At 62.2% G+C, this 25,041-nt stretch carries 22 protein-coding genes; 13 read left to right on the top strand and 9 right to left on the bottom strand.

Features of this window, described 5'->3' with window-relative positions; all coding sequences use genetic code 11:
- Window positions 1-2: 2 nt before the first annotated feature.
- Window positions 3-1,388: a 2-oxoadipate dioxygenase/decarboxylase HglS gene (gene hglS, locus JYG34_RS25570; protein ID WP_213658883.1), complete on the bottom strand. Its 1,386-nt coding sequence runs from the start codon at window positions 1,386-1,388 to the stop codon at window positions 3-5.
- Between the two features lie 182 nt (window positions 1,389-1,570).
- On the bottom strand, window positions 1,571-2,461 hold the full coding sequence (locus tag JYG34_RS25565) for a LysR family transcriptional regulator (protein WP_213658882.1): 891 nt from the start codon (window positions 2,459-2,461) through the stop codon (window positions 1,571-1,573).
- Between the two features lie 133 nt (window positions 2,462-2,594).
- Between JYG34_RS25565 and amaB the strand changes: the two genes are divergently transcribed.
- Together amaB and amaA are read left to right on the top strand one after the other, a co-directional pair.
- Window positions 2,595-4,085 carry an L-piperidine-6-carboxylate dehydrogenase gene (amaB, locus tag JYG34_RS25560; protein WP_213658881.1) on the top strand — a complete coding sequence of 497 codons (1,491 nt, stop codon included), beginning with the start codon at window positions 2,595-2,597 and terminating at the stop codon, window positions 4,083-4,085.
- A gap of 147 nt (window positions 4,086-4,232) precedes the next feature.
- The gene (gene amaA / locus JYG34_RS25555) at window positions 4,233-5,519 is read left to right on the top strand and encodes an L-pipecolate oxidase (RefSeq protein ID WP_011536372.1); all 1,287 of its coding nucleotides are present in this window, start codon (window positions 4,233-4,235) and stop codon (window positions 5,517-5,519) included.
- Window positions 5,520-5,570: 51 nt separating this feature from the next.
- Here amaA and JYG34_RS25550 read toward each other — a convergent pair whose 3' ends face one another.
- Window positions 5,571-6,998: a mechanosensitive ion channel family protein gene (locus tag JYG34_RS25550; RefSeq protein ID WP_213658880.1), complete on the bottom strand. Its 1,428-nt coding sequence runs from the start codon at window positions 6,996-6,998 to the stop codon at window positions 5,571-5,573.
- 168 nt (window positions 6,999-7,166) lie between these two features.
- Between JYG34_RS25550 and JYG34_RS25545 the strand changes: the two genes are divergently transcribed.
- The 5 genes from JYG34_RS25545 (at window position 7,167) to JYG34_RS25525 (ending at window position 11,522) form a co-directional block, all read left to right on the top strand.
- Window positions 7,167-7,649 carry a hypothetical protein gene (locus tag JYG34_RS25545; RefSeq protein ID WP_213658879.1) on the top strand — a complete coding sequence of 161 codons (483 nt, stop codon included), beginning with the start codon at window positions 7,167-7,169 and terminating at the stop codon, window positions 7,647-7,649.
- Between the two features lie 95 nt (window positions 7,650-7,744).
- On the top strand, window positions 7,745-8,014 hold the full coding sequence (locus JYG34_RS25540; protein WP_213658878.1) for a hypothetical protein: 270 nt from the start codon (window positions 7,745-7,747) through the stop codon (window positions 8,012-8,014).
- Window positions 8,015-8,169: 155 nt separating this feature from the next.
- Window positions 8,170-8,799 (top strand): isochorismate family cysteine hydrolase YcaC, encoded by a 630-nt coding sequence (gene ycaC, locus JYG34_RS25535; RefSeq protein ID WP_213658877.1) that lies wholly within the window; start codon window positions 8,170-8,172, stop codon window positions 8,797-8,799.
- A 118-nt stretch (window positions 8,800-8,917) separates the two neighbouring features.
- The gene (locus JYG34_RS25530) at window positions 8,918-9,484 is read left to right on the top strand and encodes an antibiotic biosynthesis monooxygenase (RefSeq protein ID WP_213658876.1); all 567 of its coding nucleotides are present in this window, start codon (window positions 8,918-8,920) and stop codon (window positions 9,482-9,484) included.
- 64 nt (window positions 9,485-9,548) lie between these two features.
- Window positions 9,549-11,522 (top strand): amidohydrolase, encoded by a 1,974-nt coding sequence (locus JYG34_RS25525; RefSeq protein ID WP_213658875.1) that lies wholly within the window; start codon window positions 9,549-9,551, stop codon window positions 11,520-11,522.
- 69 nt (window positions 11,523-11,591) lie between these two features.
- On the opposite strand, the gene JYG34_RS25520 is transcribed toward JYG34_RS25525, so the two are convergent.
- Window positions 11,592-12,503 (bottom strand): LysR substrate-binding domain-containing protein, encoded by a 912-nt coding sequence (locus tag JYG34_RS25520; protein WP_011536365.1) that lies wholly within the window; start codon window positions 12,501-12,503, stop codon window positions 11,592-11,594.
- 193 nt (window positions 12,504-12,696) lie between these two features.
- Between JYG34_RS25520 and ycaC (JYG34_RS25515) the strand changes: the two genes are divergently transcribed.
- Window positions 12,697-13,326 carry an isochorismate family cysteine hydrolase YcaC gene (gene ycaC, locus JYG34_RS25515; protein ID WP_028688638.1) on the top strand — a complete coding sequence of 210 codons (630 nt, stop codon included), beginning with the start codon at window positions 12,697-12,699 and terminating at the stop codon, window positions 13,324-13,326.
- A 98-nt stretch (window positions 13,327-13,424) separates the two neighbouring features.
- Here ycaC (JYG34_RS25515) and JYG34_RS25510 read toward each other — a convergent pair whose 3' ends face one another.
- The 4 genes from JYG34_RS25510 to JYG34_RS25495 form a co-directional block, all read right to left on the bottom strand.
- The gene (locus JYG34_RS25510; RefSeq protein WP_213658874.1) at window positions 13,425-13,718 is read right to left on the bottom strand and encodes a DUF6124 family protein; all 294 of its coding nucleotides are present in this window, start codon (window positions 13,716-13,718) and stop codon (window positions 13,425-13,427) included.
- A 661-nt stretch (window positions 13,719-14,379) separates the two neighbouring features.
- On the bottom strand, window positions 14,380-16,167 hold the full coding sequence (locus JYG34_RS25505) for a monovalent cation:proton antiporter-2 (CPA2) family protein (protein WP_213658873.1): 1,788 nt from the start codon (window positions 16,165-16,167) through the stop codon (window positions 14,380-14,382).
- Between the two features lie 237 nt (window positions 16,168-16,404).
- On the bottom strand, window positions 16,405-17,421 hold the full coding sequence (locus tag JYG34_RS25500) for an alpha/beta hydrolase (protein WP_213658872.1): 1,017 nt from the start codon (window positions 17,419-17,421) through the stop codon (window positions 16,405-16,407).
- A gap of 31 nt (window positions 17,422-17,452) precedes the next feature.
- The gene (locus JYG34_RS25495; RefSeq protein WP_213658871.1) at window positions 17,453-17,704 is read right to left on the bottom strand and encodes a DUF2790 domain-containing protein; all 252 of its coding nucleotides are present in this window, start codon (window positions 17,702-17,704) and stop codon (window positions 17,453-17,455) included.
- A 167-nt stretch (window positions 17,705-17,871) separates the two neighbouring features.
- Between JYG34_RS25495 and JYG34_RS25490 the strand changes: the two genes are divergently transcribed.
- Window positions 17,872-19,220, top strand: a protein-coding gene (locus JYG34_RS25490) for an IS3 family transposase (RefSeq protein ID WP_434011162.1) whose coding sequence is annotated in 2 segments (ribosomal slippage) — window positions 17,872-18,331 and window positions 18,331-19,220 — 1,350 coding nt in all. Because the reading frame shifts where the segments join, the coding sequence is not laid out codon by codon here.
- Between the two features lie 136 nt (window positions 19,221-19,356).
- Here the strand turns inward: JYG34_RS25490 and JYG34_RS25485 are convergent.
- Window positions 19,357-20,028: an ATP-binding protein gene (locus tag JYG34_RS25485; RefSeq protein WP_283811829.1), complete on the bottom strand. Its 672-nt coding sequence runs from the start codon at window positions 20,026-20,028 to the stop codon at window positions 19,357-19,359.
- A gap of 228 nt (window positions 20,029-20,256) precedes the next feature.
- On the opposite strand from JYG34_RS25485, the gene JYG34_RS25480 reads away from it, so the two are divergent.
- Genes JYG34_RS25480 through JYG34_RS26805 form a run of 4 tightly spaced genes read left to right on the top strand, consistent with a single transcriptional unit; the run spans window position 20,257 to window position 24,693 of the window.
- Window positions 20,257-20,802, top strand: a complete 546-nt coding sequence (locus JYG34_RS25480) for a TnsA endonuclease N-terminal domain-containing protein (protein WP_203652570.1) — start codon at window positions 20,257-20,259, stop codon at window positions 20,800-20,802.
- Window positions 20,799-22,727, top strand: coding sequence for a Mu transposase C-terminal domain-containing protein (locus JYG34_RS25475; protein WP_203649039.1), 1,929 nt, complete (start codon window positions 20,799-20,801; stop codon window positions 22,725-22,727). The genes JYG34_RS25480 and JYG34_RS25475 overlap by 4 nt, the downstream gene beginning before the upstream one ends.
- The gene (locus JYG34_RS25470) at window positions 22,724-23,614 is read left to right on the top strand and encodes a TniB family NTP-binding protein (RefSeq protein WP_203649038.1); all 891 of its coding nucleotides are present in this window, start codon (window positions 22,724-22,726) and stop codon (window positions 23,612-23,614) included. Before JYG34_RS25475 ends, JYG34_RS25470 begins: the two co-directional genes overlap by 4 nt.
- Window positions 23,572-24,693 carry a TniQ family protein gene (locus JYG34_RS26805; RefSeq protein ID WP_434011167.1) on the top strand — a complete coding sequence of 374 codons (1,122 nt, stop codon included), beginning with the start codon at window positions 23,572-23,574 and terminating at the stop codon, window positions 24,691-24,693. Before JYG34_RS25470 ends, JYG34_RS26805 begins: the two co-directional genes overlap by 43 nt.
- Window positions 24,694-25,041 lie beyond the last annotated feature (348 nt).

Raw genomic sequence — 25,041 nt, 5'->3', positions numbered from 1 at the left:
CCCTACATCGCCCCCAGGTCCAACGCCTGCGCACATGCCTGCAACGACCTGCGCTCGCTCTGCGCATACAGCGCCAACTCATCCTGCACAGCCAGCCCCAGCGCCTGCTCGAAGGCCTCGCGGTTGGCATTGCTGCCGTACTCCGCCTGCCTGTCGTCGCCCAGGTTGGACTGGAAGATCCCTGCCGCGCTCACCGGCAGGAAGTCCTCGTACACCAATGCCTCGTAATGCACATGCCCGGCGTCGATCAACCCTTGCAGGGTGGTCGGGCGATCCGCCTGGCCGCGTGCCGCCAACCCTTTCTCGGTGGCGAAATAGCGGAAGTACGCCAGCCCTTGCTCGCGCATCTGCGCCAGGTCATCCGGAAATTCGGCGAAGTGCTGTGCGAGCAGCGTCATGTAGCGCTCGGCATTGGCTTCGGCCGGTGCGCCGCCCAGGGCCGCGCGGGTCGCATCGAGCAGGCGGTCGTACAGTTGCCGCCCCTTGGGCGTCAGCGCCGCGCCACGCTGCTCGATCTCGCCGAAGCGCGCGGTATGGCTGCCCTGGGCATCGCTGAAGGCGACCTTCTCCTGCAGAGCCTTGAAGCTGGTCTGGCGCAGGAGGATCGGGTGGCGGCGAGTGGGCGGGCCTTCGACCACGGCCTTGGGCGGGATACCCTTGGCCGGCATGCCGAGCTGGATCGCGTCGATGTCCAGGGTGCGTGGCGTCAGGTGATTGATGTGCGGGCCCTTGAACGCCACCACATCGGCGATCAGCCGGTGCTGGTCGTGCAGTTGCTGGTACTGCTCGGCGGTGACGGTGGCTTCCTGGTGCCAGCGGAAGGTATGCAAGGCTTCCTGAACGAAGGTGTCGGCGTCGGACGCGCTCAGGCCGCCGTCACGCTCGCACTGGTCGATCAGTTCCAGCACGCGGGGGGTGAAAATCTGCCGCTTGGCCAGGATGCCCTGGGCCAGCTCGCGCAGTTTCGGGTTGTCGATCAGTTCCAGGCGCAGCAACGAGGTGAACACGCGGAACGGGCTGATATGCAGCGACTGCTCATGCACCGCGCGGAACGCGGTGGAGTGCACCGGCACGCCGGCCGAACTCAGGTCGTAGTAGCCAACCGGCTCCATGCCCATCACCGCGAACAGGCGGGCGATGGTGGCCAGTTCTGCGGCGGTGCCGACGCGGATGGCGCCGTGACGCTCCTGGTCGAGGCGCTCGATCTCACCGGTCCAGCGCAGGGCTTCGGCCACTTTGGGCTGCTCGGCCATGACCTGGCGGTTGATCTCGCTCACCAGCTCGAGCAGCGTGCCGTACAGGGGCACTTCCTGCTTGTACATGAGCGACATGGCGGCGGAGAACCGCGCGCGGATGCTGTCGGGGCTGACGAAATCGTGGGCGGGCATCGCAAGCTTCCTGGGTGAGTGAGGACCCTTACATGAAAGCTGGGAATGGAGTGGCCGTACAAGCGAAAAAAAGTGCGGGTTTCATTCCTTTTTTGATCGATCTTTAGGTCCCACAGGCGAGCGCGTTGTCATGTGGGAGCGGCCTTGTGTCGCGAAAGGGCCGCAAAGCGGCCCCGACCTTCTCAAGCCTGAAGCTGCTCGCGAACCCACTCCACCAAGGCCCGCACCTTCGGCACTTCCGCCGCATGCTCGGCAAACGCCAGGTAATGCGCGCCATTGCTTTTCATTGAATGATCCCAGGCCACCACCAGGCTGCCTTCGGCCAGCTCCTTCGCCACCAGGTAACGTGGCACCAATGCCACGCCACAGCCGGCCTGCGCCGCGCTCAAGGCCATGTAGAAAGTATCGAAGCGTGGCCCGTGATAGCTGTTGTCGGTGTGCAGCCCCTGCTCCAGGAACCACTCGTGCCAGGCCTCCGGCCGCGAGGTGCTCTGCAGCAGCACCAACTCCGCCACCGCGCCCGCGTCAGCCAGCGTGCGGCCTTGCAGCAGTTCCGGCGCGCACACCGGCAGCACCTCCTCGCCGAACAACTCCACGCAGGTAGCCCCCGGCCAGGTGCCCTGGCCAAAGAAGAACACCACGTCGGCCGAGCCCTGCAGCAGGGCGAACGGTTCCATCTCGTTGCGGATGTCCAGGTGGATGTTCGGGTGGCGCTTGCCGAAGCCCTTGAGGTGCGGAATCAGCCAGCGCACGCCGAAACTCGGTTGAGTGGCTACCTTCAGTACTTCGGTCTGCGTGCCGTAGCTGAGTACGTAGCGGCTGGACATGTCGACCTGGGTGAGGATCTTGTTGACCTCGGCCAGGTACAGGGCGCCGGCGGGCGTGAGCTGCAGGCGCCGGCGAATGCGCAGGAACAGGTGATGGCGCAGCATCTCCTCGAGCTGCGCCACCTGCTTGCTCACCGCGCTCTGCGTCAGGTGCAGCTCCTCGGCGGCGCGGGTGAAGCTCAGGTGGCGGGCTGCAGCCTCGAAGCACTGCAGGGCGGTCATGGAAGGCACCAGGCGTTTGGACATAGCGGTCTCTGCGGCTCGAATCATTACCTGGCGGAATGATATGCGGAATAAAGGTCGTTTGTTGCACCTGTGTAATCGGATTAATACTGACCCACGTCATTTTCCAACCCTTCACCCGATGTAGGAGAAGCACATGGTTGCTGGATTGCTCGAACGCCTCGGCGTTGCCGCCGCGGCTCACACCCAGGGCGACCACCCTGTCCACACCCCGATCGACGGCAGCCAGATCGCCTCGGTGAAACTGCTCGGCAAGGCCGACACCACCGCCCGCATCGACCAGGCGCAACAGGCCTTCGAAGCCTGGCGCAATGTCCCGGCGCCACGCCGTGGCGAGCTGGTGCGCCTGTTCGGCGAAGTGCTGCGCGAGCACAAGGCCGACCTGGGTGAGCTGGTGTCGATCGAAGCCGGCAAGATCACCCAGGAAGGCCTGGGTGAAGTGCAGGAAATGATCGATATCTGCGACTTCGCCGTGGGCCTGTCGCGCCAGTTGTATGGCCTGACCATCGCCTCCGAGCGCCCGGGCCACCACATGCGTGAAAGCTGGCATCCGCTGGGTGTGGTCGGCGTGATCAGCGCCTTCAACTTCCCGGTGGCGGTGTGGGCGTGGAACGCTGCGCTGGCGCTGGTGGCCGGCAACGCCGTGGTATGGAAGCCGTCCGAGAAAACCCCGCTTACCGCCCTGGCCTGCCAGGCACTGTTCGAAAAGGCCCTGAAAGCCTTCGGTGATGCGCCGGCCGGCCTGAGCCAGCTGGTGATCGGCGGCCGCGAAGCCGGCGAAGCCCTGGTCGACGACCCGCGCGTGCCGCTGGTCAGCGCCACCGGTAGCACCCGCATGGGGCGTGAAGTCGGCCCGCGTGTAGCGGCGCGCTTCGGCCGCAGCATCCTCGAGCTGGGCGGCAACAACGCCATGATCCTGGCTCCGAGCGCCGACCTGGACCTGGCCGTGCGCGGCATCCTGTTCTCGGCGGTGGGCACCGCTGGTCAGCGCTGCACCACCCTGCGCCGGCTGATCGTCCACCGTTCGATCAAGGATGAAGTGGTGGCCCGGGTCAAAGCCGCCTACGGCAAGGTGCGCATCGGCGACCCACGCAAGGATAACCTGGTCGGCCCGCTGATCGACAAGCTGTCGTTCGATGCCATGCAGGGCGCGCTGGCCAAGGCCCGCGACGAAGGCGGCCTGGTGTTCGGTGGCGAGCGTCAGCTGGCTGACCAGTACCCCAACGCCTACTACGTGTCGCCCGCCATTGCCGAGATGCCGGCCCAGAGCGACGTGGTGCGCCACGAGACCTTCGCGCCGATCCTCTACGTGCTGGCCTATGACGACTTCGAAGAGGCACTGCGCCTGAACAACGAGGTGCCTCAGGGACTGTCCTCGTGCATCTTCACCACCGACATTCGCGAGGCCGAGCGCTTCCAGAGTGCCTCGGGCAGTGATTGCGGTATCGCCAACGTCAACATCGGCACCAGCGGTGCGGAGATCGGTGGCGCGTTTGGTGGCGAGAAGGAGACCGGGGGCGGGCGTGAGTCCGGTTCGGATGCCTGGAAAGGCTACATGCGTCGCCAGACCAACACCGTGAACTATTCGCGCGAGCTGCCGCTGGCGCAGGGCATCGTGTTCGACTGATGATCGCAGGCGGGGGCCTTGCCCCCGTTTCGCGGCACAAGGCCGCTCCCACAGGGTTCGGCGAGATTCCTGTGGGAGCGGCCTTGCGTCGCGAAAGGGTCGCAACGCGGCCCCAGAGGCAATAAGAACAATAGCTGGAGCCGGGTCATGTCCGAACTGCGTCAAGAATGTCTGTGGGAATTCGTCACCCAGCCGACCGTGGCCGCCCAGGCCCTGGCCGGCGAGCACAAGGCCGATGTCTGCGTGATCGGTGGCGGCATCACCGGCCTGTCCGCAGCGATCCACCTGCTGGAGCAAGGCAAGTCGGTGATCCTGCTGGAGGCCTGGAAGATCGGCCATGGCGGCTCCGGGCGCAACGTCGGCCTGGTCAACGCCGGCACCTGGATCCGCCCTGACGACGTCGAGGCAACACTCGGCCACAAGCAGGGCAGCCGCCTGAACAAGGTGCTGGGTGAGGCGCCGGGCGAAGTGTTCGCCATGATCGAGCGCCTGGGGATCGACTGCCAGGCCCAGCACAAAGGCACCTTGCACATGGCGCACAACGCCACCGGCATCGCCGACCTGGAAGCCCGCCACCAGCAGTGGACCCGGCGCGGCGCCGACGTCGAGCTGCTGACCGGCGCGCAATGCCAGGAATACTGCGGTACCGACAAGATTTCCGCCGCGCTGCTCGACCGCCGCGCCGGCACCATCAACCCCATGGGGTATACACAAGGCCTGGCCGCCGCCGTGAGCCGGCTGGGCGGCAAGCTGTTCCAGCAGTCCTCGGTCGAAGGCCTGGAGCGCGACGGCGACGCCTGGCGGGTGAAGACCGCGCGCGGCGCGGTGCGCGCCGACAAGGTGGTGATTTCCACGGGCGCCTATACCGAAGGCGACTGGAGCAACCTGCAGAAGCACTTCTTCCGTGGCTATTACTACCAGGTTGCCTCCAAACCCTTGCAGGGCGCGGCTGCCGACAAGGTCCTGCCCCATGGCCAGGGCTCCTGGGACACCCGCACCGTGCTCAGCAGCATCCGCCGCGACGACCAGGGCCGCCTGCTGCTCGGCAGCCTCGGCCGGGTCGACAACAAGCCGGCGTGGTTCGTGCGCAGCTGGGCCGACCGCATTCAAAGCCATTACTACCCGGAACTGGGCAAGGTCGAATGGGAGATGCACTGGACCGGCTGCATCGACTTTACCCCCGACCACCTGATGCGCCTGTTCGAGCCGGCCCCGGGGCTGGTGGCGGTGACTGGCTACAACGGGCGGGGCAACACCACCGGTACGGTGATTGGCCGGGCCTTTGCCGAGTTTCTGCTCAAGGATGACCCGGACAGTTTGCCGATTCCGTTTTCGCCGATGAAACCGGTGAGCGCGCCGTCGTTGCGCACGGCGTTCTATGAGTCGGGGTTCTCGCTGTACCACGCGGGGCAGTGTTTGCGGGTGGTGTTGTAGCCGGTTCGCCAGCAAGGCTGGCTCCTACAAGGAGTCAGCCTTGCTGGCGAATCACTTGTGCAACCAACTCAGGAACCCGCCTTTCTTCACCACCGTCGGTTTCTGCAGCAACAGCGATTCACGCTTCTGCCGACGGAAGCGCTGCAACTTGGTCAATGCCGATTTCACATCCCCGCTCTGGGTCAGGCAACCGCGTATCTGTTCCTTGTCGATGCGATAGAGCACACAGCCCGTCAGGGCGCGGAATTCGACGGGCGAGGCCTCGTCATCCACCAGCCCTTCCAGCCCCAGCACTTCTCCTGGCCCCATGCGTCCACCCTCGACTACCCGCTCGCCATCACGCACCGACGCTGATACCACGCCACGGCTGATCAACAGCACATGCTCTGAACGCTCGCCGATCCCAAGGATCACCTGGTCGGCCGGGTACTCCACCGTGGTCATGCGCTGGCTCAGGCTGTCGCGCTCGTCGCTGGTCAGCGAGCGGAACACCCGCACCTCCTCCAGCAGCTCGCGCTGGCGGCTGCGCGGGGGCACGCCGGTCTCGACGTTCCAGATCACGCCGCTGGCCTCCAGGTGGCGATGGGCCAGGTCGAACAGCTGGTTGCGCACTTCGGTCTTGCGCGTCATGTCGGCGATGAAACCGCTGGCCTCGTACTCCACCGACTCCAGCGTCGAGGCCTTCACCGTGACCTTGGGCGCCGGCTTGTCCAGCAGGATGCTGGTGCCCTGCAGGGTTTTTTCCAGGGCGTCGAACACCCGTTGCGGACGCACCTTGGCCGGTACCACCACGCTGATCGACACCCCGTGCACCTCGGCCGGGCGGCTGAAGTTGAGGATCTTGGCCTTGGCCGCCACCGAGTTGGGGATCACCGCCAGGCTGCTGTTGCCGGTGATCAGACGGGTGGCGCGCCAGTCGATATCGACGACCTTGCCCTCGGTGCCGTCGATGGAGATCGAGTCGCCGATCTGGTAGGGCCGTGTGGTGTTCAGCACGATCCCCGAGAACACGTCGGCCAGCGTGCTCTGCAAGGCCAGGCCGATGACGATGGCCATCACCCCGGAGGTGGCCAGCAGGCCCTTGACCGGCAACTGCATCACATAGGCCGCCGCCGCCACCGCCGCCACCAGGAAGATCAGCGCCCCCACCACATCCTGCAACAGGCGCCCGCCGTGGCTGCCGCGTGCCACCAGCAACAGGCCGAACACCACCGTCACCGTGCGCGCGCCGAACAGCCACCAGCCGATTGCCAGCACCGTGGCCATCAGGTTGCGCGATACGTCGTCGGCCCAGGGCGGCGGTTGCAGCGGGCTCATGCCCGCAGCCAGCAGGACCCAGCTGAACAGCAGGAAGATCGCCAGCCGCGAGGCGATGCGCCAGGCGCGGCGTTCCAGGGGGATCAGGTGCCAGAGCAGCAGGTCGAGGAAGATCAGGGCGGTGCCGAGCAACAACGGGGAAGACTGGATGAAAGCCAGCATGATGGTCTCGGTGCGGGGGAGGGCAGTGGCTAGTAATAGAGCAGGTTGAAGGGGCACGCAATGGGCATGCAGGAAGCGTAGAGTTGTTTGCTTCGAGGGCACGCCATTCTTGCCGTAGGCCGATGAGTTGGAAACAATGGCCCGTGGCCGAAACCGCGCGTTCCTCGCGTGCGCCAGGCCGGCATTGGGATTGCCCGGGCAAGCGGCAGTCACCAGATGCTCTTCGATTTTTTCCAGGAGGTTGCAGTGGCTACAGGGACGTTATCGGCAGAAGCGATTTTCGAGAAGTACCACCGGTTCGACGACGGTTATCTGTTGGCTTTCGAGTATCAGGAAGCCGTTGATGGAGCCCTCAGTTTTGCGATGACCTTCAACGGCCGTGACAACTGGGCCGACGGCAATGTCTGGCGACATGTCAGGGTCGTGGTCGAAGATGTTCGGGAGTTATCCCTGAAAGTATTCAGCGATGAATTCCGGCGGATCTATCTCAGCGTCAAACTGCTGAAATTCGATGGCCTTTGGTGCGTCGATGTAAACGGTATGTATGGCGGCGCCGAGGACCCTCGCTCACTCGACGAGGTGCGCCGTGACGGTGAGTTCTATGTATTGGGCGGCCATGTTCGTGCAGAGGAGCTTCCCGAGCATGAATAACGAACAGGTTTGTGGACTGTCAGCACCTGGACGATTCCGTAACCATGTGTGAAACCCTCAGGTTCATCAATCTCCTGATGTTCGGGTGTGTGATGGTGTCCGCATTCGCCCTGGCTATCTATGCCTGGTTCTTCGCCAGGCAGCGCGGTCTGGACATCAACACCTTCGAAGGGGCAGGCGAGGTCCACAGGCTGGCCATGACCTTCGAGCACAAACTGCTCTCGGTGTTGCTCATCCTGGGGCTTTATGTGTTCCCCGTGTTGCTTGTCCTGTCGTTCGGTCCCTTGATCTGGGGGCTGTTCCAGGGGTGCGAGTACAGGCTCAGTGGTCGGCACTCTCACATTGTCTGGAAACTGGTCCGTTAAGCAGCGCTGCGCGAAGCGAATTCTATCGTTCTTAAGATAGAACGCTACGGCCATTTTTCACCGTCTACCGACTCAAAGGTGATGATTCTAATCTTTGTCCATCAACGCGAAACACCGATGGCAACGACAATCACACACCTTTGGGAGCAACGACCATGAGCAAATTCACCTACAACCGCCTGAACAAAGACGACGCCGCCGTACTGTTGGTGGACCACCAGGCGGGCCTGTTGTCGCTGGTGCGCGACATCGAGCCGGACCGTTTCAAGAACAACGTGCTGGCCCTGGCGGACCTGGCCAAGTACTTCAACCTGCCGACCATCCTCACCACCAGCTTCGAGCAAGGCCCCAACGGTCCGCTGGTGCCGGAGCTGAAAGAACTGTTCCCGGATGCCCCGTACATCGCCCGCCCCGGCCAGATCAACGCCTGGGACAACGAGGACTTCGTCAAGGCGGTGAAGGCCACCGGCAAGAAGCAGCTGATCATCGCCGGCGTGGTGACTGAAGTGTGCGTGGCGTTCCCGGCGCTGGCGGCCCTGGAAGAGGAGTTCGAGGTGTTCGTGGTCACCGACGCTTCCGGCACCTTCAATGAAATGACCCGCGACGCCGCGCACAACCGCATGAGCCAGGCCGGTGCGCAACTGATGACCTGGTTCGGCGTGGCCTGTGAGCTGCACCGCGACTGGCGCAACGACGTGGAAGGTTTGGCGGCACTGTTCTCCAACCACATCCCCGACTACCGCAACCTGATCACCAGCTACAACGCCCTGACCGCCGGCAAGTAAGCCGCCGCCAGCCTGGCACCCGCGCGGTGCCAGGCAAGGCAGCACACCCATCCAATCCAGCGCTCGTCTGCCGTTGCACAGTGGATGCAGGCCAGCTCATCCCCAGGAAATGTCAGCGATGAACACTGCAACCGAAGGCAACCGCAACGTCGTCACGCTGGTGATCCAGCACAAGGTCCGCGCCCAGGCGCTGGCGCACTACGAAACCTGGCTCAAGCGCGCGGTGACCACCGCCCGCCAACAACCTGGCCACCTGGACGTCAATGTCATCCGCCCGGACGACGGCGGTCGCCACTTCACCACCGTGGTGCGCTTCGCCGACGCCGGCCTGTTGCAGGCCTGGGTCAACTCCGCCGAGCGCCAGGCGTTGATCAGCGAAGTGCTGCCACTGCTGGAAGACGGCGACCAGACCCAGGTGCACGATGACCCGGAGTTCTGGTTCACCCCGCCCAGCGTGGGCGCCGCGCAACCGCCGCGCTGGAAGCAGGCCCTGCTGACCTACCTGGTGATCTGCCCGATGACCTTGGTCATTCCGCATCTGCTGGCACCGCTGTTTGCCCGCTATCCGCTGCTGGGTGGCCCGATCACCGGCAATTTGATCAGCAACCTGTTCGTCATCCTGCCCGTGGTGTTCTACATCATGCCCTGGGTGACCCGCCGCTGCGCCGGCTGGCTGCGGCGCTGAGCGCCTTCCGCGATCCATTGCTAGCCTTCAACCGCCTGCCGAAACCACCCGGACGGAGAGCACCATGAGCCAGGACCCCACCGACCCGAGCCGCCGCCAGTTCCTCGCCACCAGCACCGTGCTCGGTGCCGCCGGCGCGCTGTGGAGCGCATTGCCGTTCACCTCTTCCGCCCATGCCGCTATTTCAGGAGATCCCATGACCGCCGACCTCATCCTGTTCAATGGCCGACTGCACACCGTCGACCGCGAGAAACCCCAGGCCACCGCCGTCGCCATCAAGGACGGCAAGTTCATCGCCGTGGGCAGCGACGCCGAGGCCATGGCCCATAAAGGCGCCAGCACGCAGATCATCGACCTCAAGCAGCGCACGGTGATCCCGGGCCTGAACGACTCGCACCTGCACCTGATCCGCGGCGGCCTGAACTACAACCTGGAGCTGCGCTGGGAAGGCGTGCCATCGCTGGCCGACGCTATGCGCATGCTCAAGGACCAGGCCGACCGCACGCCGACCCCGCAGTGGGTGCGGGTGGTCGGGGGCTGGAACGAGTTCCAGTTCGCCGAAAAACGCCTGCCGACCCTGGAAGAGATCAACCAGGCCGCGCCCGACACCCCGGTGTTCATCCTCCACCTGTACGACCGCGCGCTGCTCAACCGCGCCGCGCTCAGGGCAGTCGGCTACACCAAGGACACGCCCAACCCACCCGGTGGCGAGATCCAGCGCGACAAGTTCGGCAACCCCACCGGCATGCTCATCGCCCGGCCCAATGCCGCGATCCTCTACGCCACCCTGGCCAAGGGCCCGAAGCTGCCGCTGGAGTACCAGGTCAATTCCACCCGCCAGTTCATGCGTGAACTCAACCGCCTGGGGCTGACCAGTGCCATCGATGCCGGCGGCGGCTACCAGAACTACCCGGATGACTACCAGGTGATCCAGGAGCTGGCCGATAACGGTCAGCTGACCGTACGCATCGCCTACAACCTGTTCACCCAGAAGCCCAAGGAAGAACTGGCCGACTTCAAGAACTGGACGCAGAAGGTCAAGCCGGGCGACGGCAGCGACTTCCTGCGCCACAACGGCGCCGGCGAGATGCTGGTGTTCTCGGCGGCCGACTTCGAGGACTTCCTCGAGCCGCGTCCGGACCTGCCGCAGACCATGGAGCAGGAGCTGGAACCGGTGGTGCGCCACCTGGTCGAGCAGCGCTGGCCGTTCCGCCTGCACGCCACCTACGACGAGTCCATCTCGCGCATGCTCGACGTGTTCGAGAAGGTCAACCGCGATATCCCGTTCAATGGCCTGCCGTGGTTCTTCGACCACTGCGAGACCATCACGCCGAAGAACATCGAGCGGGTGAGGGCGCTGGGCGGCGGCATCGCCATCCAGGACCGCATGGCGTTCCAGGGCGAGTACTTCGTCGAGCGCTATGGCGCCAAGGCCGCCGAGGCGACCCCGCCGATCAAGCGCATGCTGGCCGAGGGCGTGCCGGTGGGCGCGGGCACCGATGCCACCCGGGTGTCCAGTTACAACCCCTGGACCTCGCTGTACTGGATGGTCAGCGGCAAGACCGTCGGCGGGCTTGAGCTGTACCCGGACGGTGGCTTGAGCCGTGACGTTGCCCTGCAACTGTTCACCCACGGCAGCGCCTGGTTCTCCAGCGAGCAGGGCAAGAAAGGGCAGATCAAGGTGGGCCAGCTGGCCGACCTGGCGGCGCTGTCGGCGGATTTCTTCAGCGTCGAGGAAGAGGCGATCAAGTGGATCGAGTCGGTGCTGACCGTGGTCGACGGCAAGGTGGTGTATGGCGCCGGCGACTTCGAGAAGCTGGGGCCGGCGCAGATCCCGGTGGTGCCAGAGTGGTCGCCGGTGGTGAAGGTGCCGGGGCACTGGCGGGCCGGCGCGCCGCTGGCCGCGGCGGTGCACCAGTGTGTCGGGCCTTGCGGGGTGCATGCGCACAGCCATGAGAAGGCACGGCACTCCAGTGTGCCGGTGAGCGACTTCCAGGGGTTCTGGGGGGCGTTGGGCTGTTCCTGCTTTGCGTTCTGAGTGAAACGGGGGCCGCTTTGCGGCCCTTTCGCGGGTAAACCCGCTCCTACAGGGCTTTGTGGGGGCGGGCTAAGCCATGTCGCTGACCGCGAACTCCTCCGCCAGGTGATCGATCAACGCCCGCACCGACGGCAGCAATCCCCGCCGCGACGGGAAGATCGCATGCACGATCCCGCAGCGCGGCTGCCAGTCCGGCAGCATCTCCACCAGGCGCCCGGCCGCCAGGTCCTCACGCACCGCCACCCGTGGCAGGTGCGCGATCCCCACGCCCGCCACCACGAAATGCCGCAGCGCGAACAGGTCATCGGTGACCATCCGCGGCTTGTGCGGGATCACCAGGCTCTGCGCCCGGTCCTCACCCTGGAACAGCTCCCACTGGTATTCGCGCTGGGCGCCGCCCCAATGCAGGCTGGGCAGCGTGCTCAGTTGCTGCGGGTCGAAACCTGCCGGCAGCTGTTCGAGGAACGATGGATGGCCGACCAGGCACTGGGTGCTGTTGCTCAGCACCTTCATCACCATGTCGGTGTTCTCCAGCGGCGGGAAGCGCACCCGCAACGCAATGTCGAAGCCCTCGTGCAGCAGGTCGACGCGGCGGTTGGTACTCTCGATGAACAGCTCAACCTGCGGGTACTTGAGCATGTAGCGGGTCAGCATCGGCCCGACCCAGGAGTTGAGCAGGGTGGTCGGGCAGCTGACGCGCACCAGCCCGCGCGGTTCGCTGCGGTTGCGCTCGATGATCTCGGCGGCGCCCTCGGCTTCCACGCGCATGGCCAGGCAGCGGTTGTAGTAGGCCTGGCCGATCTCGGTCAGCGAGCAGTGCCGGCTGGTGCGGTGCAGCAGGCGCACGCCGAGGCGCTCCTCCAGGTCGGCGATGCGTCGGCTGAGCTTGGACTTGGGCATGTCCAGCGCCCGGCCGGCCGGGGCGAAGCCACCGTGTTCGACCACCTGGGTGAAGTAGTAGAGGGAGTTGAGGTCTTCCATGGGCGGTCTCCGGGTTTTGGATTGCCTGTACCGGCCTCTTCGCCGGCAAAGGCAATCCACTATCTATCGTTCACAAAACAGAACGCTAAAGCCAATTTTTACAGTCTACCGGCTCAAAGGTAACGAATCTAATCTTTGCTCATCAACGCGAAACACCTCAACCACTGAAAATCGAAACCCAGGAGCATCGGTAATGAACAACTTCAAATACAACCGCCTGAACAAAGACGACGCCGCCGTACTGCTGGTGGACCACCAGGCGGGCCTGTTGTCGCTGGTGCGCGACATCGAGCCGGACCGTTTCAAGAACAACGTGCTGGCCCTGGCGGACCTGGCCAAGTACTTCAACCTGCCGACCATCCTCACCACCAGCTTCGAGCAAGGCCCCAACGGCCCGCTGGTGCCGGAACTGAAAGAACTGTTCCCGGATGCCCCGTACATCGCCCGCCCCGGCCAGATCAACGCCTGGGACAACGAAGACTTCGTCAAGGCGGTGAAGGCCACCGGCAAGAAGCAGCTGATCATCGCCGGCGTGGTGACCGAGGTGTGCGTGGCGTTCCCGGCACTGGCGGCCCTGGAAGAGGAGTTCGAGGTGTTCGTGGTCACCGACGCTTCCGGCACCTTCAATGAAATGACCCGCGACGCCGCGCACAACCGCATGAGCCAGGCCGGTGCGCAACTGATGACCTGGTTCGGCGTGGCCTGCGAGCTGCACCGCGACTGGCGCAACGACGTGGAAGGTTTGGCGGCACTGTTCTCCAACCATATTCCCGACTACCGCAACCTGATCACCAGCTACAACGCGCTGACTGCTGGCAAGTAACCTGCGCTGAAACGCCAAAGGCCGGCCCCTGTCGAGGGGCCGGCCTTTTTTGTCGTTGGCCCGTAGGCGCCGGCTTGCCGGCGAACCCGCTCAAGCCCTCATTTCACGCCATTGGACTCGATCCCCTCCAGCATCGCCTCTGTCAGCCCTTCGGCCATCTCGACCGCATGCAGGTTGGCCCACAACAGGCTCTTGCCCGTGTCGTCCATATGGTCGAGGGCTTTGTAGCCAACGTTGTAGGCGCTGCGCAGGTATTCGGCGACATGCACCAGGGCGTCGTGGGCGTTGATGTTCGGGTTGACCGCGAACAGCGGTGGGTGGCCGGCGTCGCATCTGCCGAAGGGGTGGTGGCGGGTGTCGGGGAGGGGTGGGTCGGGGACGATCTTTTTCATTGCAGTGATCCTCTAAGGGTTGAACCGCAACCGTCCGTTTCCACGCAGAGGGTGGCAGTCGTACGCGGGGTGGAAACCGGTTAGAGGTCAACCCGGCAGGCCAGGTGGCCTCCCGCGCACAACTGCCATTGAAGGCAATAACCCTAACCGGATTTCCACGTCCGATCGCTGAACCGACAGCGACCGGGAGATCCTAGAGGGCATGATTTCCCCGGACAATCAGACGGGAATCGACAGGTTTCGTAGGGTATTTCCTGGGGTGTAGGTTGCCCAGTGGGAAAAGTCCTCAGTGGCTGTGAGGTCTGTCTGGTGCGGTTGAAATTTGAGTAGTGGCTGCCGGGCGCATGCCTAGAGGGTTATGGCGCCTACGAGATCGAGCGCCGCCCGCGCGGCGCATCGCGGATGAATCCGCTCCTACATTTGTTGCAACGTGGCCATGACCGATAGGCCATGGTTGTTCGCCTTGTGGGCACGGCGCGGTTTTTCGGCTGGCGCTGCCGCCGCCCCGCCAGACTCACGCCATGCGCCAAGGCTGGCAACCATGGCCTTACAGGTGCGGTACGTTGCAACAAGTGTAGGAGCGGCTTTAGCCGCGATGCGCCGCGCGGGCGGCGCTCGATCTCATAGGCTCCCTAACCCTCAAGGCATGCACCATGAAGCCTCAATCCGCATCCGACTCGAACAACCGCTCCAGCTCCACCCGCGCCTCTTTGGCCGTCTGCATCACCTTGGCCCGGTCGTCACGCACCAGGCCCTGGGCTTCCAGCACCTGCTCGTCATGCTCGGCGAACCGCTCGATCCGGAACGCCGCCTGTTCTTCCGACAACCCCAGCCCGATCAACGTGCGCCGGCTCATCTCCAGGCTGGAATGGAACGTCTCGCGGATCGGCTCGGCGCCCACGTCCATCAACTTGTGCACATGCTGGCGGTTGCGCGCCCGGGCGATCACCTTCAGGTGCGGGTACAGTCGCTTGACCCGCTCGGCGGTGCGGGTGGCGGCCTCCGGGTCGTCGATGGTGATGATCACGTACTCGGCCTCGCCGACCTTCGCCGCATGCAGCACTTCGGAGCGCGACGGGTCGCCGTAGAACACCGGCACCTGCTCGAACATGCGGGTCATCTCGATGGTGTCCACCGAGGTTTCCAGGGCAATGAACGGCACCTTCTGCGCCCGCAAGATACGCGCGACGATCTGCCCCATACGACCCATGCCGACGATTACAACGCGCGGGGTGCCGGCGTCGATGCTCTTGTACTGCTCGGGTACTTCGCGGGGCGGTTGCGGGCGCTTGAGGGCGCGGGCGCAACCGAGCATCAGCAACGGGGTGATGGCCATCGACAGGGTGATGGTCATCAGCAGCAGGTCGTAGGTCTGGGTATCGAACAGCCCCTGGTCCTTGCCCAGCTTGAACACCACGAAAGCGAACTCGCCACCGGCCGCCAGCACCATGCCCAGGCGCAGGGCGCTGGCGCTGTTGAGCCCGCCCGCCAGGCGGCCGACGCCGATCAGCAGCACCAGCTTCACGGCGATCAGCAGCAGCGTCAGGCCCAGCAGTACCAGCGGCATCTCCAGCAGCAGGCGCAGGTTGGCACCCATGCCGACACTGATGAAGAACAGCCCCAGCAGCAGGCCCTTGAACGGCTCGATCTGCGCTTCCAGTTCATGGCGGTATTCCGAGTCGGCCAGCAAGAGGCCGGCGAGGAACGCGCCCAGGGCCATGGAAACCCCGGCTTCCTCCATCAGCCAGGCGGTGCCGATCACCACCAGCAGCGCGGTGGCGGTGGACACCTCCGGCAGGCCGGTGCGGGCCACGGTGCGAAACAGTGGGCGCAACAGGTAGCGACCGCCGACGACGACCACGGCGATGCTGGCGAACACCTTCAGCCCGTGTTCGAGGCTGTCGCCTTGGCTGGTGTCCGGGCCGCTGGCGGCCAGCAGCGGTACCAGGGCGATCAGCGGGATGGCGGCGATGTCCTGGAACAGCAGGATGGCGAACGCCAGGCGGCCATGGGGTGCGTTGAGCTGCTTGGTCTCGGCCAGGCTCTGCAAGCCCAGCGCGGTGGACGACAGCGCCAGGCCCAGGCCCAACACCAAGGCGGCCGGCAGTGTCTGGCTGAAACCGAACAGGGCGATGGCGCCGATCACCGCGCCCGTCAGCAGCACTTGCGCGGTGCCGACACCGAACACCGCCTTGCGCATCAGCCACAGGCGCCGCGGCGACAGCTCAAGGCCAATGATGAACAGCAGCAATACCACGCCCAGCTCGGAGATGTGCGCAACGCTTTCGGTATCGCGGATCAGGCCCAAGGCCTGCGGGCCGATGGCCACGCCGGCCAGCAGGTAGCCGATCACGGCACCCAGTTGCAGACGTTTGGCGAGGGGGACGGCGACGACGGCGGCGAGCAGGAAGATCACTGCGGTCTGTAGAAGGCTGCCTTCGTGTGGCATTGCTCGGACTCCTTGAACTGCGTGAGGCAGCGCTTGATGCAACAGCTTATGCCATCGATGAAAGAGACGGGCATTTTCGGCTGGGGAGGCAAACGGGACAATCCTGGGCTTCCAGGAAGCAGCGTTCTAAAAGTGAAACCTTACAGAGGCCATTCGCGGGCAAGCCCCCTCCCACAGGGTCAACATCAATCTCTGTGGGAGCGGGCTTGCCCGCGAATGCGACCGACCAGCGACCGCTTATTGCAGGTGTTGCTTCAACGCCTGCGCCGCCTGGTCCATGGCGCTGCGCACGCTGGGCACCGTGCTCAGCACGTTGAGCAGGCCGTAGTCATGGATCATGCCGTTGTAGCGCACGGCGGTCACCGGTACCCCGGCCGCATCCAGTTTACGGGCGTAGGCTTCGCCTTCGTCACGCAGCACATCCATCTCGGCGGTCTGCACCAATGCTGGTGGCAAGCCTTTCAACTGTTCGAGGCTGGCGCGCAACGGCGAGGCGTGGATGTCGTCGCGCTGACGCGGGTCGGTGGTGTAGCTGTTCCAGAACCACTGCATCATGCTGCGGGTCAGGAAGTGGCCCTCGGCGAACTGGTTGTATGACGCGTTGTTGAAGTTGGCGTCGGTCACCGGCCACAGCAGCGCCTGGAAGCGTAGCTTCGGCGTGCCGGCCTCCTTGGCCTTGATCGCCACCACCGCGGCCATGTTGCCGCCGACACTGTTGCCGGCTACCGCCAGGCGACTGCCGTCCACGCCGATTTCCTTGCCATGCTCGGCCACCCAGCGGGTGGCGGCGTAGGCCTGGTTGATCGCCGTTGGGAACTTCGCTTCGGGGGACGGTGTGTAGTCGACGTACACCGCCGCCGCACCGGAGCCCACCACCAGGTCTCGAATCAATCGCTCGTGAGTGGGGTAGTCGCCCAGCACCCAGCCGCCGCCGTGGAAGAACATGAACACCGGCAGCTCACCCTTGGCACCTTCGGGGCGTACCACGCGGATCGCCAGCGGCTGGCCGTCGGCCTGGATGGTCCGGCGTTCGACGCGGATTCCCGACAGGTCGACCTTCACCCCAGCCTGTGCGCCGCTCAGTACGGCGCGGGCATCTTTAGGTGCCAGGGTTTCCAGTGGCTTGCCACCGCCAGCGGCGAGGGCATCGAGGAAACCTTGGGTGGTGGATTCGACGCCGGGGCTGCCGGCGGCGAAGGCACTGTTCACGGCCAGGGTCAGCAGGCCGGCGGTCAGGGTGCGGGACAGGGTCATGTTCGGGCTCCTTGGGTTATGTGTCGGTGGTTCAGTTCTGGTTGGCGAGGATGGCGGGTTGCACGTAGCTCAGAACGCGCAACTGGCCGCTGCTGTCGCGGTAGGTCAGGGTGGCGTTGCCGGTGTGGCCCTGGGTGCTGGCGGGCGCGTCGACCTTGACCACCTGGGCGATGTTCAGGTCCATGCCGTAGCGGTAGGGGGTGGCCTCGGTGGCGAAGGCACCGGCACTGGTGCCGAGGGTCAGGGTGGTGACGGTAAGGGCGAAGGCTTTGCGAAGGGTCATGGTCGTTCTCCGGGTTCTGTTAAGTGGTGTTGGCGGCTGCTTGCTGCGTGAGATAAATATTGCGCGATAATATTTAGTGCACAAAATATATTTCCGCTATTACGCCGATTGAGCGCGTCTGGACTGCCCCCAAGAAGTTGGACACCAATCCAACCCTTGGGGGAGTTATGAGCAAATACACCGAGCGCTTCAAGCTCACAGCCATCACCACCTACCTTGAAGGCCTCAATGGCTTCAGGAAGGTGGCGCAGCATTTTGGTATCGATGTCAGTCTGCTGCGGCGATGGGTCGCCAGTCACCAGGCGCACTCCAGCGTTGCGCCTAAGCCAAAGAGCCTTCGTTACAGTGATGACTTCAAGCAGCAAGTAGTGCGGCACATGCGCGAGCATCGGCTCTCGATGCGCCAAACTGCAGCGCATTTTGGCCTTGGCCAGTCTTCGCGAATAGGCATTTGGGAGCAGCAGTACTACAGTGGTCATCCCACACCTGAGCAACCCAAAAAGCCGACTGCCGTGCCGAAGAACATCAAGCCTGTAAAGCCAACCGACGCCCATGATGCGGACAAACCTCGCGAGCAATTGCTGGCTGAACTCGAATATCTACGTATGGAGAATGCTGTCCTAAAGGAGTTAAAGGCCTTGAGGGAGTCAAAAGAGCGAAGTCAGACGAAAAAGCGCTGATCGTCGCCAAGCTCAAGGATCGATTCCCCTTGGCGTGCCTCCTGGCGCTGGTTGAGTTGGCTCGCAGCACCTTCTACTACCAAGTGAAAATCCAGCAAAAGCCGGACAAGGATGCTGCGCTCAAAGAGTTGGTTCAGCGCGTCTATCACGAGGAAAAGGGGCTGTATGGCTACCGCCGTGTTGCGCTTTCGATCAGGCGCCAAGGGACAGTGGTCAACAAGAAGGTCGTGGAGCGACTGATGGCTGGAATGGGGCTGCAATCGGTTGTGCGCCGCAAGAAATATCGGTCGTACCGCGGAATTGTCGGCAAGATCGCGGCGAACCTGTTGGAGCGAAATTTTATCGCCCAGCGCCCGAATCAGAAGTGGGTGACTGACGTGACCGAGTTCAAAGTGGCCCAGCAGAAGTTCTACCTCTCGCCAGTGATGGATCTATACAACGGCGAGATTGTGGCCTACGAGACGGCCAGCCGCCCCAGCTACAGCTTGGTTGGAAGCATGCTGGATAAGGCGCTGGGCTGTTTGGGCGATGAGCCAAAGCTGGTAATCCACTCTGATCAAGGGTGGCACTACCAGCAGGCTCAATACCGCGACACGCTTAAGCGTCACGGTGTGAAGCAGAGCATGTCGCGTAAAGGCAATTGCCTGGACAACGCGGCAATGGAAAGCTTTTTCGGCACGCTCAAGTCAGAGTTTTTCTATCTGAAGCGGTTCGAAAGCGTGGAAGAATTGAAAGCAGGCCTGGACGAATACATCCGCTACTACAACCACGACCGTATCAGACTGAAGCTGGACGGCCTAAGCCCTGTTGAGTACAGGGCCCAGGCTGCTAGCTGATCTGTCCAAGTTTTTGGGGGCAGTCCAGTCTGTAGGAGCGGCTTTAGCCGCGATGTGGGCAACGTGGTGTGTGGCACCGGCGTTGCCGGTGATCGCGGCTAAAGCCGCTCCTACAGATCTGGTGTTACAGGTTGCGTCAGGCGCTGGGCCGGTACTGCAACGCTTCTGCCAGGTGCGATCTGGCGATGGAGGGCGCCTTCTCCAGGTCTGCCAGCGTGCGTGCGACCTTCAGCAGCCGGTGCGCTGCTCGCAACGATAGGGTCAATCGCTCGCAGGCCGTCTCCAGCCACGCCTGATCGGCCGGCTCCAACAGGCAGTGCCTGCGCAGGCCCTTGAGGTCGAGAAAAGCATTGGCACAGCCCTGCCGGTGCTGCTGCAGCTCGCGGGCCTCTGCTACCACGCGGGCGATGTTGGCGCTGGTCTCGCCGCTGGGTTGGCTGTTCAGCACGGTGCTTTCCCGTGCCACGGTCAGGTGCAGGTCGATACGATCGAGCAGGGGGCCGGAGAGCTTGTTGCGATAGCGCTGGATCTGTTCGGGGCTGCAACGGCAGCGGCCGGTAGGGTCGCCGAAATAGCCGCAGGGACATGGGTTCATTGCCGCCACCAGCTGGAAACGCGCCGGAAAGCGCACCCGGTCCTTGGCCCTGGCGACCACGATCTCACCTGATTCCAGTGGCTCACGCAGCACCTCCAGTACACGTCGCTCGAACTCCGGCAGTTCATCGAGAAACAACACGCCGTGGTGCGCCAGAGTGATCTCGCCAGGCTGCGGCCGGCTGCCACTGTCGGCTATCGAAATAGATGCGATAGCGTTACGCTAGAGCCAGAAAATCACGGTTCAAAGCTTTGTAAATAGCTGCAAAAAAATCCCGAAATAGCTGCGACAGGATTGAGAATGAGCGGAAATAGATGCGACCGGCCTAAGCAGGTCCGAAAGATCAAATCGACCTGGCGTAGTGTTTCGGGCTTTTTGCCATTCCGAGGCGCCGGAGGCGTTCCGTTTGAGTCGTTGCTGGAGCGCGATTTCCTCAAGCGCATGCGGTTTAACTATCGGGTTGAGACGGTGATTGCCCAGCCCGTCTCCGTGGACTTCGTCGATTCTCTTGGCCGTGCGCAGACTTACACGCCGGACTTCCTCGTCTACTACCACCAAGGAGACGCCAAGCCTGAGGAGTACCTCAAACCAATGCTCGTCGAGGTGAAGCCTGCTTATGACTGGCGTAACAACTGGCGTGCGTGGCGCGTAAAATGGAAAGCTGCACGTCGGCATGCGCGACAGGAGGGCTGGACGTTCAGCATCTATGACGAGTCTCGGATTCGGGACCAGGCGCTGGAAAATATCGTGTTTTTGGAGCGGTTCGAGCGTTACACCTTCGACCAAGAGGACATTGATATGGTGCTCAACACCCTCAAAGGCATGGGGATAGCGCCAGTCCACTATCTCTTGGCCCGTCACTTCAACGGTATCTACAGAGGGCGCGGGGTAGCGCTGCTCTGGCACATGGTTGCTGTAGGCTTGGTTCAGTGCGACATCAACGAGCCGTTGAATGACTACCTCGAGCTGTGGGTGATGACGCCATGAGCATCTACGAGACTGACAGCGACGAGCACCTGGAGCCGTTTGAGCCCTCTCGGGCCCGTGTGCCGATTGAGGTTGGCGCGATGGTTCGCCGGGAAAAAGATGTTTTCCGCATAGTCCAGATTCTGGATTTCCAAACGGTGATCGGCCTTGAGGTCGAAACGGGCAAATGCTCATCCCTGCGGGTGCCCGACCTCAAGGCGGTCGAGCAAGAAAAGGTTGAAGGTCTCTACGTTAACTACGATGTCTCCACTATCAGTTCTGATGAGTGGGCGATTGCTCAACAACGGTTCTCTGCGATCCAACCATTCGTCAACGACTCGATAATTCAGCGTGATAGCGTCGAAGCACGCGCAAAGGAAGTCGGTGTCGACACCGCAACGCTCTATCGTTGGCTCAAGCGTTATCGCAATTGGCACGAAGTGCTGGCACTGGTGCCGCGGAAAAGAGGATGGAAGGCGGGCAGCAGCCGTCTGACTACTCAGGCTGACAAGCTGATCAGCAATGTAATCGATGAGTTCTATTTGAACGAAAGCCGAAAGTCCGTGCAATCCACTATCAAGGAGATCGTGGAGCGAGCCAAGGAGATAGGCATAGAGCCTCCAGGCGCGTCGGCTATTCGGGCAAGAATCAAGAACATTCCAGAGAAGATTGTTCTGCGCCGGCGTGGTTACGCAGACAAGGCTCGAAACCGCCATACGCCTTCGGTAGGCCAGTTCCCGGGCGCAGATTACCCATTAGCGTATGTGCAGATTGACCATACCCCGATCGATCTGATCATCGTGGATGATCGGCACCGGAAGCCTATCGGACGGCTTTGGCTGACTCTGGCGATCGATGTCTACTCGCGGATGATCACTGGCTACTACCTCGCTCTGGAGGATCCTTCGGCCATTTCCGTAGGTATGTGCTTGGCGCACTCCATACTGCCGAAAGAGAATTGGCTTCTACTGCATAAGGTCGAGGGTGAGTGGCCCGTCTGGGGTTTCCCACGCGTCGTTCACTCGGACAACGGGGCCGATTTCAAAGCTGAAGACATTCGGCACTCATGCTTGAACCACAACATTGAGACCAATTTCCGGCCAAAGAAGAATCCAAAATATGGTGGGCGTATCGAGCGCCTGTTGGGCACGTTCATGAGAATGTTGCATGAGCTACCTGGTACCACCTTCAGCAACACTGCCGAGCGTGAGGGTTACGATTCAGAAAAGCGTGCTGCAATGACGATGGATGAGTTCGAGCGCTGGTTGGTGATCACCATCATCCTTTACCACAACACCTACCATTCCGCCCTGTACATGAGCCCGGCTCGCCAATGGCACTTGGGCTTCTTTGGTAACCGAGAGCTGGATCCGTTGGTTTGCATACCGCCTCGGCCTGCTGACCCACACACGTTACAGCTGGACTTCATGCCGATGTATGAGCGCACTGTCCAGGCCTACGGTGTGCAGATTGACGTGTTCTATTACTCCGACGCCTTGCGGCACTGGATCAACACCAAAGATCCTGAGACCGGGCTGGCGCGGAAATTTGTGTTTAGGCGTGATCCCAGGGACATCAGTGTCATCTGGTTCTACGATCCCGTTCTTAAGCAATACTTCCGCGTGCCGGTAGCGAACCAGGCTTTCCCTGCGGCGACGGTGTGGGAGTATCGAGCGGCTAAGCAGCAGGCGGTAGACGAGGGGCGTACGAACATAGATGAAGCCCTTATCAGTAGCCTTATCCTCGAGCGGAGGGCGTTGGTCGAGCAGTCCATCAAAGACACTAAAAAGGCCCGGCGCGATGCTCAGAAACTCAAGGTGCATGCCAAGAACAAAACGCCTGCGCAGCCGGATAGGCCGTTTTCGAAACCTGTACCACCGCCAGCGATGCCCGTTCTAGAGGGACTGTTGCTTGGCGATGTTGAATTTGATGGTGATATCCAATGACGGACTATGCCCACCTACATACAGACTTTCGGCCGGTTTTGCATTTATCAGATCGCGAGCGGATCCTCTTCATGGGCGAGCCGCGGTGGATCGCCTACAAGTCGGCAGTGAAGATTCTGGATACCCTGGGTTCACTGCTCGATGCTCCCAAGCGCCCCCGAATGCCAAATCTGTTGCTGGTAGGGGACTCCAACAATGGGAAGACAACTCTGATCCACCAGTTCGTAAAAACTCACGGACAGGGCTACGTCAACGAAGAAAGTGAGCCTGTAAGACCCATTATTTTGGCCGAGTCGCCCCCGTTGGCCGACGAGAAAGAGTTGTACGTGGCGATTTTGGAGCAGATGTGGATGCCCTATCGGAGTACTGATCCCAAGATCAAACTCAGGTACCAGGTGATTCACGCACTGCGCGAGTTGAAGGTCAGGATGCTGATCATCGACGAGATTCACTCGATGCTCACAGGGTCGGCCATTAAGCAGAGGGAGGTTATGAACGCTCTGAAGCTCTTGTGTAACACGCTGATGATCCCAATCGTCGGCGTCGGTACTCCAGACGCTGTTCAGATTCTCCACATCGACCCTCAACACGCGAGCCGTTTCGACACCGTCAAGCTTGAGACCTGGAAACTGGACGCCGATTTTCAGCGGTTACTGAAGGCTTTCGAACTGGTGCTTCCGTTGAAGAAACCGTCCAAGCTGTTTGAGCCTCAACTGGCTCAACTCCTTCACTCCATCTCTGGTGGTAACACCGGCGACCTACATGGCCTTTTGGTAGAGTGTGCAAAGGAAGCAATCACGTCCGGTAAGGAATGCATCGACCGACAGCTCATCGAGAGTAAGTCGTGGAAGCGTCCTACACGTGGCATCCGGGAGCTCATTGTCTAAATCCCAGATGGCCGCTGACCCCGCAGTTGTTGCCTGACGAGCTGTTCTCCTCGTGGTTAGTGAGAACAGCGTTGTTGCATGGCTGCACGCCTGGAACGCTCACTAATCACGCTTGGCCAGGGTCTCGAATCTGGTCCATTGACATAGACCGAACTTGCGACGAAACACGCCTCGCGAATTTGGCTCATTTGACAGGCATCAGTGTCGAGAGATTGATCGCCAGCACCCTGCTTCCGGTGTCCCGGTCCCTCCATCCTCAACCTTTTCTGCGTACCAGTAGCTTGTGGCCATGGATCATGGTTCTGGGCTGCCGGCACCAAGTTCATGCTGGTGGTCTTCAGTGCTGTCCGGAATGCATGGCGGGGTCGACGCCTCACTATTCAGTTCATGATCGATTCGCATGGCATACCTGCTGTCCGCTTCATCGCGTACTGCTGGTTGACCGCTGTCCTCATTGCTCCTCGGCGCTGCAACCTGGTTTGCTGGATCAGAGCGGTAGCATCTTCAAATGTCACCATTGTGAGGCGCGCCTGAATTCCGCAGCTTCATTTCCTTGCTCGAAAGATGCGTTGGCGTTCCAGGCGTTTGCAGATGGGCTTTATGGGCAAAGTACAATGTTCGGCGGGGATAGGTTGAGCTTCGCAGACTGGATGTTCGTAGCTCGTGTGATCATCGGCCTGCTTTTAGGTGTGGCGCGACATCCCACGTCCTCGACTCGACTCTTCTGTGAACTGATGCAGGTCGACGCGGCTGCATGCCAGCCATCCTCCTTGGGGCTACCTCTCGAGTATCTGAGCCCGGCCGAGCGCTCAGCTCTAATGGGGCAGACGTGGGTGATAATGCAAGCCGGACCAGAACGCTTCGTCGAGTGTGCGCTGCGCGCTGTTCTTCCCTGTTCAGCCCTCCCTTTGCCCGCTCGAGAAGCCCCGCAAGTTTTGAATCAGATGGCTTCGGCTTTAAGCTGTAGCTCACGGTGCCCAAGGCACAAGAAAGAGCAGAATCACATCCGCCGTCCTCTGGGCGTCTTGAGGATGTGGTTGCGACTGCAGAGAAGGATTCGCAGAGATGGTCTCCACTGATTTGGGCGGTGACTTGGGTTGCCATGAATGCGGTCGTGCCATGGTGAAAGCCAAGAAGGTGCACAACCACTGCCGCTATTGCGAGACCTGCTACGCACGCCTTTTCAAACCCCGGCTATGCCCAGGCTGTGGTAACTCGGCTCGTCTTCCTGTTTTTGACCAGGCGGTGTGCTGCAGTACCTGTAACCGGGCGAAGCCATGTGTGCGATGCGCCAAGATCGAATTTGCCATCGGTATGTGGTCGGATTACGGGCCCGTCTGCAAATCCTGTGTTCCATACTTTCGCGAACCTGAGGTCTGTGAGACCTGTGGAAAGCTTTCGCAGCGTTTGGCCGTAAGTACCAAGAC

Origin of the sequence: Pseudomonas entomophila (assembly GCF_018417595.1) — a bacterium.
Classification (GTDB): Bacteria; Pseudomonadota; Gammaproteobacteria; order Pseudomonadales; family Pseudomonadaceae; genus Aquipseudomonas; species Aquipseudomonas entomophila_C.
Note: the sequence above shows the minus strand (reverse complement) of the source record. Positions and strands in the feature narration are given on the sequence as shown.